Raw genomic sequence first — 15,464 nt, 5'->3', positions numbered from 1 at the left:
TGGCGCTGTCTTTGGATCAATTCCATAGTAGAAGTGTTCCCCAAGAGCCTCCTATGGATAATTCGATCTACTAAATTGAGTCGTTCCTTAGAGAAGACCGTCTCAGTGTGAAAGTCCCATTTCACACTCTCGGACGATTCGAAGGAATTGTAGCGTCTGCTTTTAGGAGCCTGCATAACAGTCCGCAACGACCGACAACGGGCGCAGAGCCGGCATTGGTTCGGGGCAGATCAGCTCGTCTTTTGTGCCCTGTGTTTCGGCTTGCCGCCGGCAAGTTGCTTCAATGCATTTGCCCGCCTAGAAAGGTGCCCCCTCGGACTCACTGGTCGCTGTCACTTATTCGGACCCTGAAATTGGCTGCCGCCGCGATTTCTCTGACTTGTCGACGACAGGGAGCCCTTCCTTTCTGGCCTTGGCAAACGCTCGATCGCTCTCCAGGAACTCCGCCAGCATGAACGGGATGAGTTCCGCTACCGATTCGGACTCGCCATAGGTCTGACGATAAAGCGCCGCATAGTCCTTCAGTGCTTGGTTCAGGTCTGCACTTACGCTTATGGTGATCTTCGAAGGTGTCCGATCCGGAAGTTTGCCGAGTTTCAGATTGGTCATGATGACTCCAGTCAATTCGGGTACGGTCGCAGCACAAGATCCTTGTGCACGATGACGCGCAGTGGCCAACCAGGGCGGACGGTGATCGTGGGCTGAATATTGAGGTTCTTCTCGGTGATGCGCTGGCCAGCTTGACTGACGTTCTGCTGAGCGGATTCGCGGATTGCTTTGACCAGGTCGCTTTCGTCTTGCCCGAGGCTCAGCTCGGTGCCGACCCCCAGCAACGTGGCCAGCGCAACGCCTTTCATCAGCTGCCAGGTGTGGAAATCCACCTTGTCCTCAAGCCCGGCATAGCCGGCGGTGTCCGTCGCCGGCAGATTGTCGATTTCGATCGAAGAGCCGTCGGGCAGCAGTATCCGTTGCCAGACCAGCAGCGCGCGCCTTTGTCCAAAGGCAACAACGCTGTCATAGGTGCCAATCAGGCGAGAGCCTTGCGGAATGAGCAAGGTGCTGCCGGTGACTGTGTCGTGCACATTCTCGGTGACCTGTGCGACGACGAGGCCGGGCAAGTCGGAATTGATGCCAGTGATCAGGCTCGCTGCGATGACGCTGCCGGCCATCAGCTGATACGGCGAAGCCGGCGTCTGCAGTGCATGCAGATTGTAGATTCCACTTGTGTTCCGCTGGCTGACAAAATCGAGCTTGCGCTGTTGATTGTTTTGGTCGCCCTCGGCCGGTGCAACGGAAGCTGAATCGCGTGCGGCATCGGATTGTGGAGCCGTTCCATCAAAGGGTGGACGCCCGCCCTGCCCGTTGCCGGCGGCATCCGCTTGCCGGGGTCGATTTTCGATCCGGAAGAAGATTTGCGATTCGCGCGCCTCGATCGCCTGCTGTGCAAGGCGCTGCTCCTCCGCCGAAACCTCCTGGCCCGGCGCGATGCCCAGCTGGCGTTGGTGCTCAAGGATGGGGCGGCCGAGGTCGCCGGGCAGCGGTGGTCCAAGCACCGGAGGCTTGGGCTTGATCCCGGAATAGTCCTTAGGCAGCCTTTCAATTGCCTCCGCGGTTGGCTTCCGCTCAGTGTTGTAAAGCTCTTCAGCCTGCTCTTTGATGCGCAGTGCCGGTCCCTGCAGCGCCATCATGGTGATGCCTAGAACGGTGCCGGAACCAACAGCTGCAATGGCGACAATAATGCCGCGCTTGAAGCGCACAGCGCGGCGGGGCGGGGCCCGCAGCTGGAGCTGTTCTGGATCGAGTTTCGGTGAAGGATCGGAGCGGGAAGTATCCGTCATGGGCCGTCCCTCACCTGCTGGAACGCGAAAAGAGCAATATCCGCCGCGGCGCTTGCCTGCCGTCGGTCCTCGTGATGCGCACCACCTGTTGCTGCTTGGCGCCGAGGCGCAGTTCGGCCGCGGCGAAGAGGCGATCGACAATGTAATAGTTGCCGCGTATGCGGTAGTTGACGAGCTGGTTGTCCCCGTCAGCACCGACGATGAAGAGCGGCGGGGCCTCGCCCTGATCGATGCGGCGCGGAAACTCGATGTAGACCTTGCTGCCATCATCGAACGCGCGCGTCGGCCTCCAGGGCGGCATGTCGCCGGTAATCGAATAGCGGAAGCGAATATTTTCGAGAGCCACATTCGACGCCACTGGCATAGCAGCCTCGGCCTGCGCATCGCGCCGGCGTAGCGCGATAATCTGGTCCTCGCTGTAGGTCCAGGAGATTGCCGCCATGGCGGTCTTATCCGTGCTTTGAAGCTGCAAGTGATAGCTTCGCCGGTCCGTGGTGATCACCAGATTGGTGGCAAGTCCTGGCGCGAAGGGCTTCACCAGCACATGGGTGCGCTGGTCATCGCCGGAGCCACTGACGGTGTCGCCAATTACCCAGCGCACTGTATCGCCGGCCGACACGGATTGGAGTTTCTCGCCTGACTGCAGAGCGATATCGCTGACGCGCTCCGGTGCGGCATAGAGCTGGTAGAGCGCGCCTTCGGCAAAGGGGTAAACCTGCACCGCATTCACATAGCCATATTTGGTGGGTTGCTGCGTCGCCGCCTTGTTGGCATCGGCGACACGTTCTTCAGGCGAGCGCCTGTCTTCAGCAGCCTTGCCCGGCTCGGGCTGCAACTGGCCGGGCAGCGGTAGCGGTTTCGGCACTTCCACGACTTTGACGGGCTTCTCCGGCGCCTTCTCGATTGCCGCCGGTTGGAACTTGGCAGCATCATAGGAAATCTGAGGTGGCGGCACCGGCTTCGAGGCACAGGCGGAGATGACCGCAGCCGACGTCGACAGGACCAGCGCAGTGCGGAGCGACGAGAGTCTATTTTTCATTGGCGGGCTCCTTTGGGGGAACGGAAGTCTGCGCGGCACTGTCGAGCTCGCGCGACCAGTCGATGGCATTGATGAAGACGCCGAGCGGGTTTTTGCGCAGCTGATCGGTATTGTTCGGCGGCCGGATCACAATGGTGAGGATCCCGGTCCAACGCGTTGTGCTGGCGAGGCTGCCGCGCTCAAAGACCTGCTCGGTCCATTTGACTTGAAAGGAGCTGTCGGACGCTCGAACCACGCTCGTCACCTGCACCGAGACGCTGCGCGTGCCGATCTTGCCGAACGGGTCGTTGGCCTTAGCGTACTCGTTGAGAAAGAGGGCTCCGCGGTCGGTGGCAAAGTCGTAGGCCGAGAGCCAATTCTGCCGCACCAGCACCGCATCGGTGGAAACAGAGCGGACATTCTGGATGAAGCGGCCGAGATGCCAGGCGATCTGGGCATCGGTGGGCTCGTAGTCCCGGATTGCTGGAGCGACGGCGCGCGCCTCGCCGAAACGATCAACCTCGACGACATAGGGCACGACGCGGCCCTGCATCGACTGCCACAAGAGTCCACCAGAGAGCCCGGTGGCCAGAGCGAGGCAGCCAAAGGCCATCAGGCGCCAGTTCCTTGCCTGCACGCGCGCAGTGCCGATGCGCTCGTCCCAAAGTTGGGCGGCCTTCTGGTATGGTGTGACGGGGTGGGGCGTCTTCCCGTAACGCTGAACAGGTCGCTTGAAGAGCATCTAGTCTTCCTTATCGTTGAGAGAGGGGTTGGCGCCGCTTCCACCCCGATCGCCATCGCGGACGGCCTGCGTGGCGGCGTGGCGATGGGCGCGCGCGGTCTGTTCGGAACGCAAGCGCCTCGCCCACGCCGGCGCGGCATTGGCACCTGACGCGGCAGGGTTTCCGGTCATTGATGCGGTCGGCGTGCCGCCCGTCGCGGTCCAGGCGGCATCGCGGCCGGCATCGGCGCTGCGCCGGAATGGTTCTGTTGCAGGTCGCATTCCCCGAATCGCGGCGCCGCCAGCTGCGCCGGCAACGCCCTGCAGTCCAGCAGCTACGCCGGAGAGGCCGGACTCGGGCGATGTTGCACGCCTCATCTGCCAAGCTGTGGAAGCAGCCGATCCCATGGCCGTGCCGGCTCGAAGGGCGGCGAGACCGCCGCCGGTTGCCATGCGCGCGCCGGCAAGCGCCGCACCTCCGGCAACGAGCGTTGATCCGGCGGCCGCCGCGGTGGTTCCGAGTGCGGCTCCCGCGCCAAGCTGCGGCGCGCCGGAAACAAGACCCGAGGCAATTCCCGGTCCGAAAATGCCGAGCCCAAGCAGCGCCAACGCGCCCAGTACCTGTGACATGGCCGCGGCCAAGTCCGGCTCCTTGCCTTGCAGCGCGGAAGCGAACTCGCCGAAGAGCGTGGAGCCGATGCCGACGATGACAGCAAGCACCATCACCTTAATGCCCGACGAGATCACATTGCCGAGCACGCGCTCGGCCAGAAACGCCGAGCGGTTCCAGAGCGCGAAGGGCACCAGAACAAAACCGGCCAATGTGGTGAGTTTGAACTCCAGGATAGTGATGAAGAGCTGAATTGAAAGAATGAAGAAGGCGATGAGGACCAGAAACCAGGCGAGAAGCAGCACGAAGATGGTCAGCGCGTTGCCAAAGATCTCGGGGAAGCCGACTAGCTGGCTCGCTTGATTGAGCAGCGGCCAGGCGCCCTCGAAGCCGGCCGCGGCAATGCGGCCTGGCCGCAGGAGACTGTCGGCGGACAGATTGCCGGCCGATGCGTTGATGCCGAGCCCGGCAAAGGAATGGTAGATGATGTCGGCGAGGTTCTTAAAATTGTTCAGGATGAAGGCGAAGGCGCCGACATAGAGCACTTTTCGGACAAGCCGGCCAAGAACATTGGGCTCGCCGCCGAACGCCCAGACCAGGCCTGCCAGCGTGATGTCGATGCCGATCAAGATGGTGGTGAGAAAGGCGACGTCGCCCGAAAGCAGACCGAACCCGCTATCAATATAGCGGGTAAAAGTCTCCATGAAGCGATCAATGACGCCGAGGTCGTTCATGTCGCCGCCTTCCTCGTTGTCTTGAAGAACTGCTGATCAGTTGCCGGGATAGGCCGTTCCGGTACCCAGGAAACGCTTCGTCGTCTCGCGGGCGGCTTCCTCGGACTGCGCCTTGCGGGCAGCATCTTCGGCTTCAGCCCGGAACTGGGTCGCGAGCAGCGTCTGGATCTGAATCTGCTGCTTGGTCGAAAGCGCGATCAGCTGATTGGTGGCCTGGCTTGCCTCAAGGGCACCTGCCGCGCCCTGACTGCGGTTGACGAGATCGGTAAGCAGGTCGCCGTCGGCCCGCACGTTCTCCACGATCTGCGACTGCGCGCTCATGGTTTGGCGGAACGCCTGCATGGCGTTTTGCCAGCGCTCGCGCGCGGCGCTCGCCACATCGCTGACCTTGATTGTGGCGTCGTAGCTTTCCGGATATTGCACACGCCACTGGTTCTGAAGCTTGTCGAGATCGAAGCTCAGGCCGCTGGCCTGGGTCATCAGGCCGTCGATCCGTTGGAGCGAACCTGTGAGCTGGCCGACGGAAGAAAAATCCAGGCGCTGAAGGTTGCGCGCCATGTTCTGCAGCATCGTCGCCTGGTTCTGAAGCGACTGGATCTGGTTGTTTATCTGCTCCAGGGAACGTGCCGCTGTCAGCACGTTCTGCGCATAATTCGACGGATCGAACACGATTAGGGCGTGGGCCGGCTGGACGTAGTCGGCCATCGGTTTTGCGATTAGGGAAACGGTGATCAGGCTGGTGAGAAGGCGGCGCCGCATCATGACGATTGCTCCTTGTCTGGTTGAGGGAATTGCTGGAGAAGCTCGGCAGCCCAATCGAGGCCGCGCGCACTCAGGAACCGGGAGGCAAAGCTGTCCTGCCCGTGCTCTGACAGGACGCTGTCGATCAAAGCTTGCGTGGCCGGATCAGAGGCCCCGCAGAGCGCAAGAGCGATCGGGCCGAGCCCGAGCTCGAAGAGGCGGTTGCCGCGGCGCGACTGCAGATAATACTGGCGCTTCGGTGTGGCACGGGCGACCAATTCGATCTGCCGCTCGTTCAGGCCGAAGCGCTCATAGGCTGCCCGCGCCTGCGGTTCCACGGCACGGTCATTGGGAAGAAAAATGCGCTGTGGGCAGCTCTCGATGATCGCCGGCGCGATCGACGAGCCAGCGATGTCTGCAAGTGACTGCGTGGCGAAAATGACGGAGACGTTCTTCTTTCGCAGCACCTTCAGCCATTCACGGATGCGGGCGGCAAAGAGAGGGTTGTCGAGATAGACCCACGCCTCGTCGAGCATCAGCAGCGTCGGCCGTCCGTCGAACCGCTCCTCGAGACGATGGAACAGATAGGTGAGCACCGGGAGCACAGCGCCTTGGCTGTGCATCAGCTCTTCGGTCTCGAAACACTGCACATCCGACAAAGCCAGCCGATCTTCATCGGCATCGAGCAGACGCCCGAACGGGCCGTCGAGCGTGTACGGCATCAACGCGGATTTCAGCGCATTGGACTGAAGCAGGACCGACAATCCAGTGAGCGTGCGTTCCTGCGCCGGCGCGGTGGCAAGGCTGGTCAGGGCCGACCAGATCGCCTCCTTCACCTCCGGCGTTACGGTGACATTCTCATGGGCGATGAGGCCGGCGATCCATTCGGCTGCCCAGCTGCGGACAGCCTGGTCATTGATATTACGCAGCGGTTGGAAGGCAAGCGCACCGTCCGCACCAAGCCCATGGTGCTCTCCACCCATGGCGAGTGTCGCCGCGCGGGCCGAGTTGCCCTTGTCGAAGACATAAACCTGTGCGCCGGCATAGCGGCGGAACTGCAGAGCGACGAGGGCAAGCAGAACCGACTTGCCGGCACCGGTCGGACCAACGATCAGCATGTGACCGACATCGTCGACATGGGTGGAAAGCCGAAACGGGGTGGACCCGCTGGTCTCGGCAACAAGAAGCGACGGTGCTTCGATCCGGGTGACTTTCGCGAGATGCTCGTTTGTCGCCGGACCGGCCCAAACCGACGATAGCGGCATGAGATGGGCAAGGTTCAATGTATGAATGAGCGGCTGGCGAACGTTGGCATAGACATGGCCGGGCAATGAGCCGAGCCACGCCTCGACCGCATTGATGCTTTCACGGATTGTGGTGAAGCCGAGTCCGTTGACGATGCGCTCAACCGCGCGAAGGTTCTCCGCGGCGGCTTGGCGATCCTGGTCCCATACCGTCACCGTTGTGGTGAGATAGCCGAAGCCGACGTGATCGCCGCCCAATGCCTGAAGGGCGGCATCCGCATCGAGCGCCTTGTTGTCGGCGTCACTATCGACGAGAGGGGCGGGTTCGTTGGTCACGACCTCGCGCAGGATGGCTGCGACCGATTTGCGCTTGGCAAACCACTGACGGCGCAACCGGGTCAGTGTCTTTGTGGCTTCCGTCTTGTCGAGCGGGATGAAGCGCGTCATCCAGCGGTAGGCGAAATCCTGATGGTTGAGCGCGTCGAGGATCCCTGGCCGGGTGACGTTCGGGAAACCAAGGATGGTGAGGTTGCACAGATGCTGCTCACCCAGCATCGGCTCCAGGCCGCCGGTAAGCGGCGCGTCAACCAGAACACCGTCGAGATACATTGGCGTTTCCGGCATGGCGACCGGATGGCGGTAGGTCGAGATTGTGCCGTGCAGATAGGTTAGCGTCTCGGCATCATCGAGGGCGCGCACTTCCGGCATGAAGCCGGACAGCAAATCCAGGACGCGGTCGGTCTCGTCGCGAAACCACGCCAGCTCCTGGCGCCAGTCTCTAGCCCCTCCCGAGTGATGCGAGTCGACCAGTGCGCTTTCCGCCCGCGCCTGGCCATCTGGCGCCGGCATGAAGACCAAGGTCAGATGATAGCGACTCTCGAAGTGCGCGACCTTGCCCTCGAAGGCCGCGCGCCGTTCTTCATCGACCAGCCATGAGGCAGCATCGGGAAAAGCCGAGCTCGGATAGCCCAGCGCTTCAACGCGCTCGGCCTCGAAAAACAACCCCCATCCGGAGCCCAACCTTCGTAGCGCATTGTTGGCTCGTGCGCAGATGCCGACCAACTCGGCTTCGGTCGCGCTTTCAAGGTCGGGGCCACGGAACCGGAAGGTTCGCTGGAAGCTACCGTCTTTATTGAGCACGATGCCGGGCGCGACCAAAGCGGCCCAGGGCAGATGATCGGCAAGCCGATCGGCTTTGCCGCGATACTCCGAAAGGTTCAGCATGCAAGCCACCCCTTCAGGCGAAGATGACGGACAAGCACGCTGGCGAAGTCCGGATCGCGGCGAGCGGCGAAGACCGCGAGGGTGTGGCCGGCGATCCAGAGCGCCAGTCCGGCGATCCACTGCTGCAGGCCAAGGCCTATTGCCGCGGCCACCGTGCCGTTGAGGATCGCCACCGCTCGCGGCGCGCCGCCCAGCAGGATCGGCTCAGTCAATGCCCTGTGAACGGGGACTTCGAAATCCTCGATATGCTGCTCTCCGGTGGCCATCAGACGAGTGCCCCGCCGCCGAAGGAGAAGAAGGAGAGAAAGAAGCTCGATGCCGCGAAGGCGATCGACAGGCCGAAGACAATCTGGATCAGCCGGCGAAAACCGCCTGCCGTGTCACCGAAAGCAAGGGTCAGGCCGGTGGTGATGATGATGATCACCGCGACGATCTTGGCGACCGGTCCCTGCACCGACTCAAGGATCTGCTGCAGCGGCTGTTCCCAAGGCATGCCGGAGCCCGCTGCGTGGGCCGGGACGGTGAGAAGAAACGCGAGCGCGGTGGACGAAAGGAAGCGAAGCTTCTTGCGCATGAGGTGACCTTTCAAAACTGCTGGAGTTGCGGAAGCGTGAGCGGGGTGACGGCGTAATCACCGCTGCTGTCGAGACCGGTGACCTCAGCGATCGCGTCAATGCGGCGCGAGGATCCGCGCCCAGCGATGAAGACGATCAGATCTACCGCATCAGCGATGAGGCGGCGGGGAACGGTGACGACGGCTTCCTGGGCGAGCTGCTCGATACGGTAGAGAGCGGAGCGCGCCGAATTGGCGTGAACCGTCGCGATGCCGCCGGGATGCCCGGTGTTCCATGCCTTCAGCATGTCCAGGGCTTCCGCGCCCCTGACTTCGCCCACGATGATGCGGTCGGGTCTGAGCCGCAGGGTCGAGCGCACGAGATCGGCGAGCGTGACCGACCCCCGCCTCGTCCTCAAGGCAACGCAATCCTTCGCCGCGCATTGCAGTTCGCGCGTGTCCTCGATCAGGATCACCCGCTCGTCGCAATCGGCGACTTGTGCCAGCAGCGCGTTGGCAAGTGTTGTCTTGCCCGACGACGTGCCGCCGGCGACCAGGATGTTGCGCCGCTCGCGGACCGCCGTCTTCAGCGCATCGGCCTGCAGCGGCAGCATGACCCGGTCGGCGACATAGTCGGCCAATGTGTAGAGTTTCGCCGCAGGCGTTCGGATGGCGAAGCATGGCCCCAGCACGACAGGCGGCAGCAGACCCTCGAAGCGCTCGCCCGATGGCAATTCGGCGCTGACAATCGGATTGTCAGCATGCGCCTCGGCGCGCACGTGGGAGGCGACCAGGCGGATGATGCGTTCGGCCTCAGAAGGATGCATGTGCACGCCGGTATCGACCCGGCCTTCACCCAACCGGTCGAGCCGCAGCGCACCGTCGGGATTGACCATCACCTCAATGACGGTCGGATCGGCAAGGGCTTCAGTGATCGCCGGACCCATGGCGGTGCGCAGCATGGCGCGGCGGCGATGGTCGGCTTCCGGATGAGAACTCATCCTTCCCCTCCCCTGCGATCGTCGGTGCCAAGGGACCGTTTCCCGGAAGCGATTTGGCGGCCGACCTGTTCGACGAATTTGTCGAAGCGCTCCTGGGCAATCCCTTGCGTGGCCCTGTCCGGCACCGGCGTGTGAGCATGAAGCGTGATCGAAAAGCGGATGAAGAGCGCCAGGCTCTCCAGGATCATCTCGACATCGCGCCTGACATGTCCGAGGTCGCGGGAAAGACGGTCGAGCCTCTTGCCGTAGCGCTGGTCGAGTTCATTCTCCCCACGCCGCTCGATAAAGGCCTCGACCGCGTGCGCCACAATGGCCGATTTGGTGGTCGATGGATTGCGGCTGAGGTTCTCCAGCTTCTCGCTCAACTCGGGTTCAAGCAAAAACTGGTGACGAATGCGGTGGGGCTTCATGCTGCTCGTTCCTCTGACCGGCGCTGATGCACCGGCGACGGGAACGAGCATCGTCGAGATCCTCGAAATCGCTTACGGCCGTTATCTACGCTGAGATGCGCCCGCGTATGGCGCGCCGTTCAGAAGCCGGGCACGATGTCCTTGTCGTCGCCCATTCCCTCATTGAGGCCGTACGCACGTGCTGCGGTGGAAATCCGATCCATGACGCGCTTGTCGGCGAGCGTCTCGCAGTCATCGTCTGCGGGCGTGAACAGATCGCCATGATCAGGCTCCTGGGCGACGAGGGTCCGTTCTTCGGGCAGGCCCGGATGGCGCTGCTGCTGGACACCTCCGTCTTCGATTGCCGCGCCGGCACTGTCGTCGTCGCCAGCAAGACGCCGATCCACGCCGCGCACCTGTCCGCTCCAATCGTCCGGGCGCGACGTGGGCCGATCCGCGTAGGCACCGTCGCGCAGCACCGGCGAAGGCAGCACTCGCTCCGTGAAATTCGGATCCTGGTAATAACGCAACTTCTTGGCGCGAATCGGCGGCAATCCCGAAACCAGGATTAGTTCGTCAGCCTGCGGCAACTGCATCACCTCACCCGGCGTCAGCAGGGGACGAGCGGTCTCTTGGCGGCTTACCATGACGTGGGACAACCAGGGCGCCAACCGATGGCCGGCATAGTTACGCATCGATCTGAGTTCCGTCGCGGTACCGAGCGCGTCCGAGATGCGTTTGGCCGTGCGCTCGTCATTTGAGGAAAAGGCAATCCGCACATGGCAATTGTCGAGAATGGCGTTGTTCTCGCCATAGGCCTTGGAGATTTGGTTCAACGATTGCGCTATCAGATAAGCGCGGATGCCGTAGCCTGCCATGAAGGCGAGCGCAGTCTCGAAGAAGTCGAGCCGACCGAGCGCCGGAAATTCATCCAGCATCATCAGCAGCTGATACTTGCGGCTCTTCTTTGGATCGCCCTCCAGGCGCTCGGTCAGCCGCCGGCCGATTTGATTGAGCACCAATCGCACCAGGGGCTTAGTGCGCGAGATATCCGACGGCGGCACGACCAGATACAGCGACATCGGTCGCTCGGCATCCACAAGGTCGGCAATGCGCCAGTCGCAGGCCGATGTTGCCGCGGCCACCGTTGGATCACGATAGAGCCCGAGAAACGACATGGCGGTCGAGAGAACGCCTGAGCGCTCGTTCTCTGACTTGTTCAGCACCTCACGAGCCGCCGAGGCCACGACCGGATGGACCTGGGGCTTGTCCACCGTGCCGAGGTGGTTGGTGGTCATCATCCGCTGCAGTGTCGCAGCGAATGAGCGTTGCGGGTCCGACAGGAAGGTGGCGACACGGGCGAGTGTCTTTTCCTCTTCGGCGTAGAGCACGTGCAAGATGGCGCCAACTAGGAGTGAATGACTGGTCTTCTCCCAATGGTTCCGCCGCTCCAGCGCGCCTTCCGGATCGACGAGAATGTCGGCGATGTTCTGAACGTCGCGGACCTCATCTGGACCTTTGCGCACTTCCAGCAGCGGGTTGTACCGCGCCGATCTCGGATCGGTCGGATTGAACAAGAGACAGTGCGAGAACTTCGACCTCCAGCCAGAGGTCAGCTGCCAGTTCTCGCCTTTGATGTCGTGAATGACGGCCGAGCCGGTCCAGGAAAGAAGGGTTGGAACAACGAGTCCGACGCCCTTGCCCGAACGTGTCGGCGCAAAGGCCATGACGTGTTCCGGTCCGTCATGGCGCAGATAGCGATAATTCAGTCCACCAAGGAAAACGCCGGCCGGCTGAAACAGCCCCGCCTTCTCGATCTCCAGCTTCATGGCCCATCGTGAGGACCCATAGGTGGTGACCAACCCCCGCTGCCGTGCGCGCCAGAGGGACCCAGCTATCGCGGCGGCACAGCCCAGGAACCCGCTGGCTCCGGCAAGTATGCCAGCCTTGTCGAAGACTTCAGGCGCATAGGCGTCAAATTGGAACCACCATTCGAACAGTTTCCACGGCTGGTAGATCGGCCAGCCGACTGTCACAAACCATGGCGCGCCGAGTGGCGGCTGATAGGAGAGCATGTGGGCGCACCATTGGGTTGCAGTCCACACGCCAAGAATGACAATTGCGAATACGACAGCGATCTGCCCAATCAGCAACTTCGTGGGTGTCAATGGCTTGCTCCGCTCTTCTGGCCAGACGGACCAAACATCGCGCCGAGCGATGAGAATTCGAACGGCCGCTACGTGCGATTAGGTGCGATGACAAGGTTGATAGGCATTGTTCAGCTGCGAACAGCGAAAATCCGCCGCAGCAACCGATCGGCGGTGCCAGGTACGCGGTTTGGTCGCAGAAGATGTTGGGGCTTCAGGCGCGGGCACATTGAAGATGTGCTGACAGACAAACCTTTGGAGCCGACGCGTTTGTGCGAGTAGCGAGCTGAAGGGCTCGGCGAGAAGTCGTCGTTCTCAATCGGGCGACGGGGGATACATCGGCGAAGACGGCATAAGGGAGGATGGGCCAGACCGAGCCGACGGAATGGGCGTAGCCAAGGCCTTGGAGCGCATAGCGCTTGGCCGGGAGGCCGCCGCCCGTCAGACTTACGCGGCGCGTCGTTGAGCGAGGTGGAGACCCGAACGGGCTCGACGAGGGTCCACGGCGGTCACAATGTTGTGGTGGTGATCGCAGTAGACGCGATCCGGCGAAGTTGGCCCAGCACAAAAACGATAACCGCCGGGTACTGACGGGTCTTCGCTCACCGGGAAGCGGCATTGATAGAGGCCTAGCTGAATGAGGGGGACATCTCTCGAAGTTAGTCTGATATTTTCAGGCATGATGGTTTCCTAGTTCGTAGCAATTGCCGGGTGACGGCCGCAGTGCGACCCGTCAGGGGCGAGCTTCTCTCGTTGGGAGGCTATGGATTACCATATGGTGTTGGCAGCACCGTCAATGAAGCCCGACGCCCTGCTTCTGAAGCCAATAGTTTGCGACTTAAGGCCACACCCGCAAACGCATTAGCGATCTACCATCTTGTCCCCGAGGCACCCGCCCGCCGCGGTTGTCGGCGGCGGTGGTGGCACTGGCTTGTGGGGCCCCTAGGCCCACTCGCGGCGCTCGCACTGGATCTCGGTGCGGGTTTCCCTTGTCTCATCGCCCTGTCAGCGCCTTGCAAATGAGCGAAACCAAGCGGTCGCGCGCTCGCTCGTGGAGTGCGCCTTTCGGCCGCCATGCAAGGAAATCATCAACGCTCATCCAATCAGCCGGGTTTGTGTCGGCGTCTGGCTGGCTGAATTCCACATACAGATGCAGTTCGTCCGGCACGAAGACGACCCTCCACAATCCTTTGATGTCATTGGCAAGGTTGTAGGCGAGGACGGTCATGGCGGGGCACTCCTTTCGCCGTGGAGCGTGCCTATCTCACGGGAAAATTCCATCACCAGAAGTTAGTATTGACGCTCGCGCTTTCTCAGAAATCCAACGTCCGCGTGATGCCGAAAGGTGCAGCTAGCTTTTTGTGTATCTCGATTGGGAACACGGGACCGCCGCGAAAGTTCGGTGCACGCAGCGAATCCTCCCCCTCCAGGTATTGCTGCAGATCGGTATCCCGATCGGCCCGCGCTCCCCGCAAGGGCGCGGGCCTCGGCCTGTGGTGCTCATGCCATCTACTTCGATCCGCAAGATGGAATATGATCCTGACAGAAGAATCCTCTCTGTCTGGTTTGTGGCCAGCGTCAAGCGGTACGAGTTTGAGGGGGTACCGCCGGAAACCTTTGCCGCGTTCCGGGCCGCGTTCGCCAAGGGCCGCTACTTCAACGACCACATCCGCAACAATTTCCGCTACCGTCTGGTTGCGAGCGATAGCGACCCGGGATGACCTGACCTGCCGGCGGCTCAATCGTCCTGTCGCTCCAACCGGCGGTTGGTGGACGCGTTGCCGCTGTGGCGCTTAGGGTTGGTTACGGTCCGCGCTCACTTGGCAAGCCCACCCCCCCGCATCCCCCCGCCTGGTGCAAAGCGTTTGATCGGTCCCGCCGTTCTGGCAGTGCGGCGGGACTTTTTTGCGGTCCAGGTGGAGCATCGGCGCGCGGGGAAGGCGCGGTGCACGCAGCACCTTTTCCTCATCCAACGTACGTCGGTGGCGCGCTGAAGGATCTCAACATCGGTCTGCCGCCGGAGCTCAACTAGCTGGACTATTGCTCGACCGGAAGCGGCTCGTGCTGCGGCTCAGCGTGGTGGAAGACCTGTCCAAGATCGCGCGCGTCGAATGTTTGGCCGCAGACTGGGCAGTAGAGCAAGTGCTTCGACTCGTCCTCTACCGGCCCGTCATGCGGCCTGCCCTCATAGCCCGTCGCGATGTTGTCGGTTCTAATCCGGGGCAACGACAAGTGCCTTTCGTCGGTTTGGCGGCCTATATTTCTCCACCAACCGGACCTTGTCACGGTCGACCGTGACCAGCGGCCCGAGTTCGATCGTCACGGTGTCCTCGTCGATGCGCGTGACCTCGCCTTTCAGGTCGATTTGCTGGCCTCGGTTCACCTTGGTGTGGTCGATCATGGAATGTGGGAAGTCGTAACCTGGGAAAGAGACGCTTACGCGGTCCACTGTTATCCGCCTTCGAACCGTGGCAGTAATCGCCACCTGGTCACCAATGCCTATTCCCCGAGCCATGCCATGGATTCTGGTGCGGGCAGCGTCTTCTTCAAGAGGCTTCTAATATACGCCCGACATCCTAAGGCTGACCTATGACCAGAGTTACAAAAGTTGAACTTCATCGGGGAACACTCCTTCAGTCTGCCTGTTCGATTTGCCAGGCGCATCCCGCGCATTCAGACAGGAGAAAGAAGATGAAACGCATCCTTTTGGCTTCGGCCGTGCTGGCAGTGTCGGCAGGGCTTTCCTTTGCCCAGACGACCAGCGGAACTTCGAGCGGAACCTCGACGAGCGGAACCTCGACCACGACAACCATGCCCAGTACGACGGATCAGGGCACCGGCACGACGAGCAGCGGGACCAACATGTCCGGCGATCAGGGCACCGACACGAACACCACCAGCGGCATCACAAATCCGAACTCGGCCAGAGACTGCGCGCCCGGCCAGCAGACTGGCAGCGCTCAGCAGGCTGCGCCAGGTCAGCAGGACACGACAGCCAACACCGCCGCGCCAGGCCAGGTGAAAAAGACCGACGAAGGTTGCTGATTGGCACATCGGCACACCAGCGTGTGGCTGGCCAGTCTCCCCCGACCATCCCCTGAACTCAACTCGGCTGGCGAGCAAGTTCCCGCCAGCTCAACGCTCTGATGCTGAAAATAAGTTGTGTGCGTCAAGTTCTGCAAAATGGCGTGGCATTGCGGTGACGTCGGCGTGTCCGCCGCGCAGCTCCCGTGTTTAGCGGAGC

The 15,464-nt window shown here is 61.9% G+C and carries 16 protein-coding genes; 2 read left to right on the top strand and 14 right to left on the bottom strand.

Going from position 1 to position 15,464, the window contains the following annotated elements:
• Positions 1–336 precede the first annotated feature (336 nt).
• The 13 genes from NKH70_RS23680 to NKH70_RS23615 form a co-directional block, all read right to left on the bottom strand.
• Positions 337–609, bottom strand: a complete 273-nt coding sequence (locus NKH70_RS23680; protein ID WP_023718715.1) for a DUF2274 domain-containing protein — start codon at positions 607–609, stop codon at positions 337–339.
• Positions 610–620: 11 nt separating this feature from the next.
• Positions 621–1,838, bottom strand: a complete 1,218-nt coding sequence (locus NKH70_RS23675) for a TraB/TrbI/VirB10 family type IV secretion system protein (protein ID WP_352700473.1) — start codon at positions 1,836–1,838, stop codon at positions 621–623.
• A gap of 10 nt (positions 1,839–1,848) precedes the next feature.
• Entirely contained in the window at positions 1,849–2,877 is a 1,029-nt protein-coding gene (trbG, locus tag NKH70_RS23670; RefSeq protein ID WP_352700472.1) for a P-type conjugative transfer protein TrbG, read from the bottom strand.
• Positions 2,867–3,598 carry a conjugal transfer protein TrbF gene (gene trbF / locus NKH70_RS23665; protein WP_352700471.1) on the bottom strand — a complete coding sequence of 244 codons (732 nt, stop codon included), beginning with the start codon at positions 3,596–3,598 and terminating at the stop codon, positions 2,867–2,869. Before trbF ends, trbG begins: the two co-directional genes overlap by 11 nt.
• Entirely contained in the window at positions 3,599–4,921 is a 1,323-nt protein-coding gene (gene trbL / locus NKH70_RS23660; protein ID WP_352835258.1) for a P-type conjugative transfer protein TrbL, read from the bottom strand.
• A gap of 36 nt (positions 4,922–4,957) precedes the next feature.
• Positions 4,958–5,683 carry a P-type conjugative transfer protein TrbJ gene (trbJ, locus tag NKH70_RS23655; protein ID WP_023718720.1) on the bottom strand — a complete coding sequence of 242 codons (726 nt, stop codon included), beginning with the start codon at positions 5,681–5,683 and terminating at the stop codon, positions 4,958–4,960.
• Positions 5,680–8,130 (bottom strand): conjugal transfer protein TrbE, encoded by a 2,451-nt coding sequence (trbE, locus tag NKH70_RS23650; protein ID WP_352700469.1) that lies wholly within the window; start codon positions 8,128–8,130, stop codon positions 5,680–5,682. Before trbE ends, trbJ begins: the two co-directional genes overlap by 4 nt.
• On the bottom strand, positions 8,124–8,396 hold the full coding sequence (locus NKH70_RS23645) for a VirB3 family type IV secretion system protein (protein ID WP_352700468.1): 273 nt from the start codon (positions 8,394–8,396) through the stop codon (positions 8,124–8,126). The genes trbE and NKH70_RS23645 overlap by 7 nt, the downstream gene beginning before the upstream one ends.
• The gene (locus NKH70_RS23640) at positions 8,396–8,704 is read right to left on the bottom strand and encodes a TrbC/VirB2 family type IV secretion system protein (protein ID WP_352528997.1); all 309 of its coding nucleotides are present in this window, start codon (positions 8,702–8,704) and stop codon (positions 8,396–8,398) included. The genes NKH70_RS23645 and NKH70_RS23640 overlap by 1 nt, the downstream gene beginning before the upstream one ends.
• Positions 8,705–8,715: 11 nt before the next feature.
• On the bottom strand, positions 8,716–9,684 hold the full coding sequence (trbB, locus tag NKH70_RS23635) for a P-type conjugative transfer ATPase TrbB (RefSeq protein ID WP_352700467.1): 969 nt from the start codon (positions 9,682–9,684) through the stop codon (positions 8,716–8,718).
• Positions 9,681–10,094 (bottom strand): CopG family transcriptional regulator, encoded by a 414-nt coding sequence (locus tag NKH70_RS23630; RefSeq protein ID WP_352700466.1) that lies wholly within the window; start codon positions 10,092–10,094, stop codon positions 9,681–9,683. Before NKH70_RS23630 ends, trbB begins: the two co-directional genes overlap by 4 nt.
• Before the next feature lie 119 nt (positions 10,095–10,213).
• Complete coding sequence (locus NKH70_RS23625; protein ID WP_352700465.1) at positions 10,214–12,241, bottom strand: conjugal transfer protein TraG; 2,028 nt, start codon at positions 12,239–12,241, stop codon at positions 10,214–10,216.
• Between the two features lie 973 nt (positions 12,242–13,214).
• A complete protein-coding gene (locus tag NKH70_RS23615) occupies positions 13,215–13,448 on the bottom strand; it encodes a hypothetical protein (protein WP_352700464.1) in 234 nt (77 codons plus the stop codon).
• 274 nt (positions 13,449–13,722) lie between these two features.
• On the opposite strand from NKH70_RS23615, the gene NKH70_RS23610 reads away from it, so the two are divergent.
• The gene (locus tag NKH70_RS23610; protein ID WP_352662409.1) at positions 13,723–13,941 is read left to right on the top strand and encodes a KTSC domain-containing protein; all 219 of its coding nucleotides are present in this window, start codon (positions 13,723–13,725) and stop codon (positions 13,939–13,941) included.
• A gap of 491 nt (positions 13,942–14,432) precedes the next feature.
• On the opposite strand, the gene NKH70_RS23605 is transcribed toward NKH70_RS23610, so the two are convergent.
• Complete coding sequence (locus NKH70_RS23605; protein WP_353026177.1) at positions 14,433–14,669, bottom strand: hypothetical protein; 237 nt, start codon at positions 14,667–14,669, stop codon at positions 14,433–14,435.
• Positions 14,670–14,911: 242 nt separating this feature from the next.
• Here NKH70_RS23605 and NKH70_RS23600 point away from each other — a divergent pair, with 242 nt between their 5' ends.
• A complete protein-coding gene (locus tag NKH70_RS23600; RefSeq protein WP_352662254.1) occupies positions 14,912–15,265 on the top strand; it encodes a hypothetical protein in 354 nt (117 codons plus the stop codon).
• Positions 15,266–15,464: the final 199 nt, after the last annotated feature.

This window comes from Mesorhizobium sp. M0991, assembly GCF_040318915.1.
Taxonomy (GTDB): domain Bacteria; phylum Pseudomonadota; class Alphaproteobacteria; order Rhizobiales; family Rhizobiaceae; genus Mesorhizobium.
This window is presented reverse-complemented; position numbering and strand designations above follow the sequence as displayed.

Coding starts and splice junctions, on each gene's coding strand:
- NKH70_RS23615 (WP_352700464.1), bottom strand. CDS start 13,448: ATGACCGTCCTCGCCTACAACCTTGCCAATGACATCAAAGGATTGTGG.
- trbG (WP_352700472.1), bottom strand. CDS start 2,877: ATGAAAAATAGACTCTCGTCGCTCCGCACTGCGCTGGTCCTGTCGACG.
- NKH70_RS23600 (WP_352662254.1), top strand. CDS start 14,912: ATGAAACGCATCCTTTTGGCTTCGGCCGTGCTGGCAGTGTCGGCAGGG.
- NKH70_RS23645 (WP_352700468.1), bottom strand. CDS start 8,396: ATGGCCACCGGAGAGCAGCATATCGAGGATTTCGAAGTCCCCGTTCAC.
- NKH70_RS23630 (WP_352700466.1), bottom strand. CDS start 10,094: ATGAAGCCCCACCGCATTCGTCACCAGTTTTTGCTTGAACCCGAGTTG.
- trbB (WP_352700467.1), bottom strand. CDS start 9,684: ATGAGTTCTCATCCGGAAGCCGACCATCGCCGCCGCGCCATGCTGCGC.
- NKH70_RS23675 (WP_352700473.1), bottom strand. CDS start 1,838: ATGACGGATACTTCCCGCTCCGATCCTTCACCGAAACTCGATCCAGAA.
- trbE (WP_352700469.1), bottom strand. CDS start 8,130: ATGCTGAACCTTTCGGAGTATCGCGGCAAAGCCGATCGGCTTGCCGAT.
- trbJ (WP_023718720.1), bottom strand. CDS start 5,683: ATGATGCGGCGCCGCCTTCTCACCAGCCTGATCACCGTTTCCCTAATC.
- NKH70_RS23680 (WP_023718715.1), bottom strand. CDS start 609: ATGACCAATCTGAAACTCGGCAAACTTCCGGATCGGACACCTTCGAAG.
- trbL (WP_352835258.1), bottom strand. CDS start 4,921: ATGAACGACCTCGGCGTCATTGATCGCTTCATGGAGACTTTTACCCGC.
- trbF (WP_352700471.1), bottom strand. CDS start 3,598: ATGCTCTTCAAGCGACCTGTTCAGCGTTACGGGAAGACGCCCCACCCC.
- NKH70_RS23610 (WP_352662409.1), top strand. CDS start 13,723: ATGCCATCTACTTCGATCCGCAAGATGGAATATGATCCTGACAGAAGA.
- NKH70_RS23640 (WP_352528997.1), bottom strand. CDS start 8,704: ATGCGCAAGAAGCTTCGCTTCCTTTCGTCCACCGCGCTCGCGTTTCTT.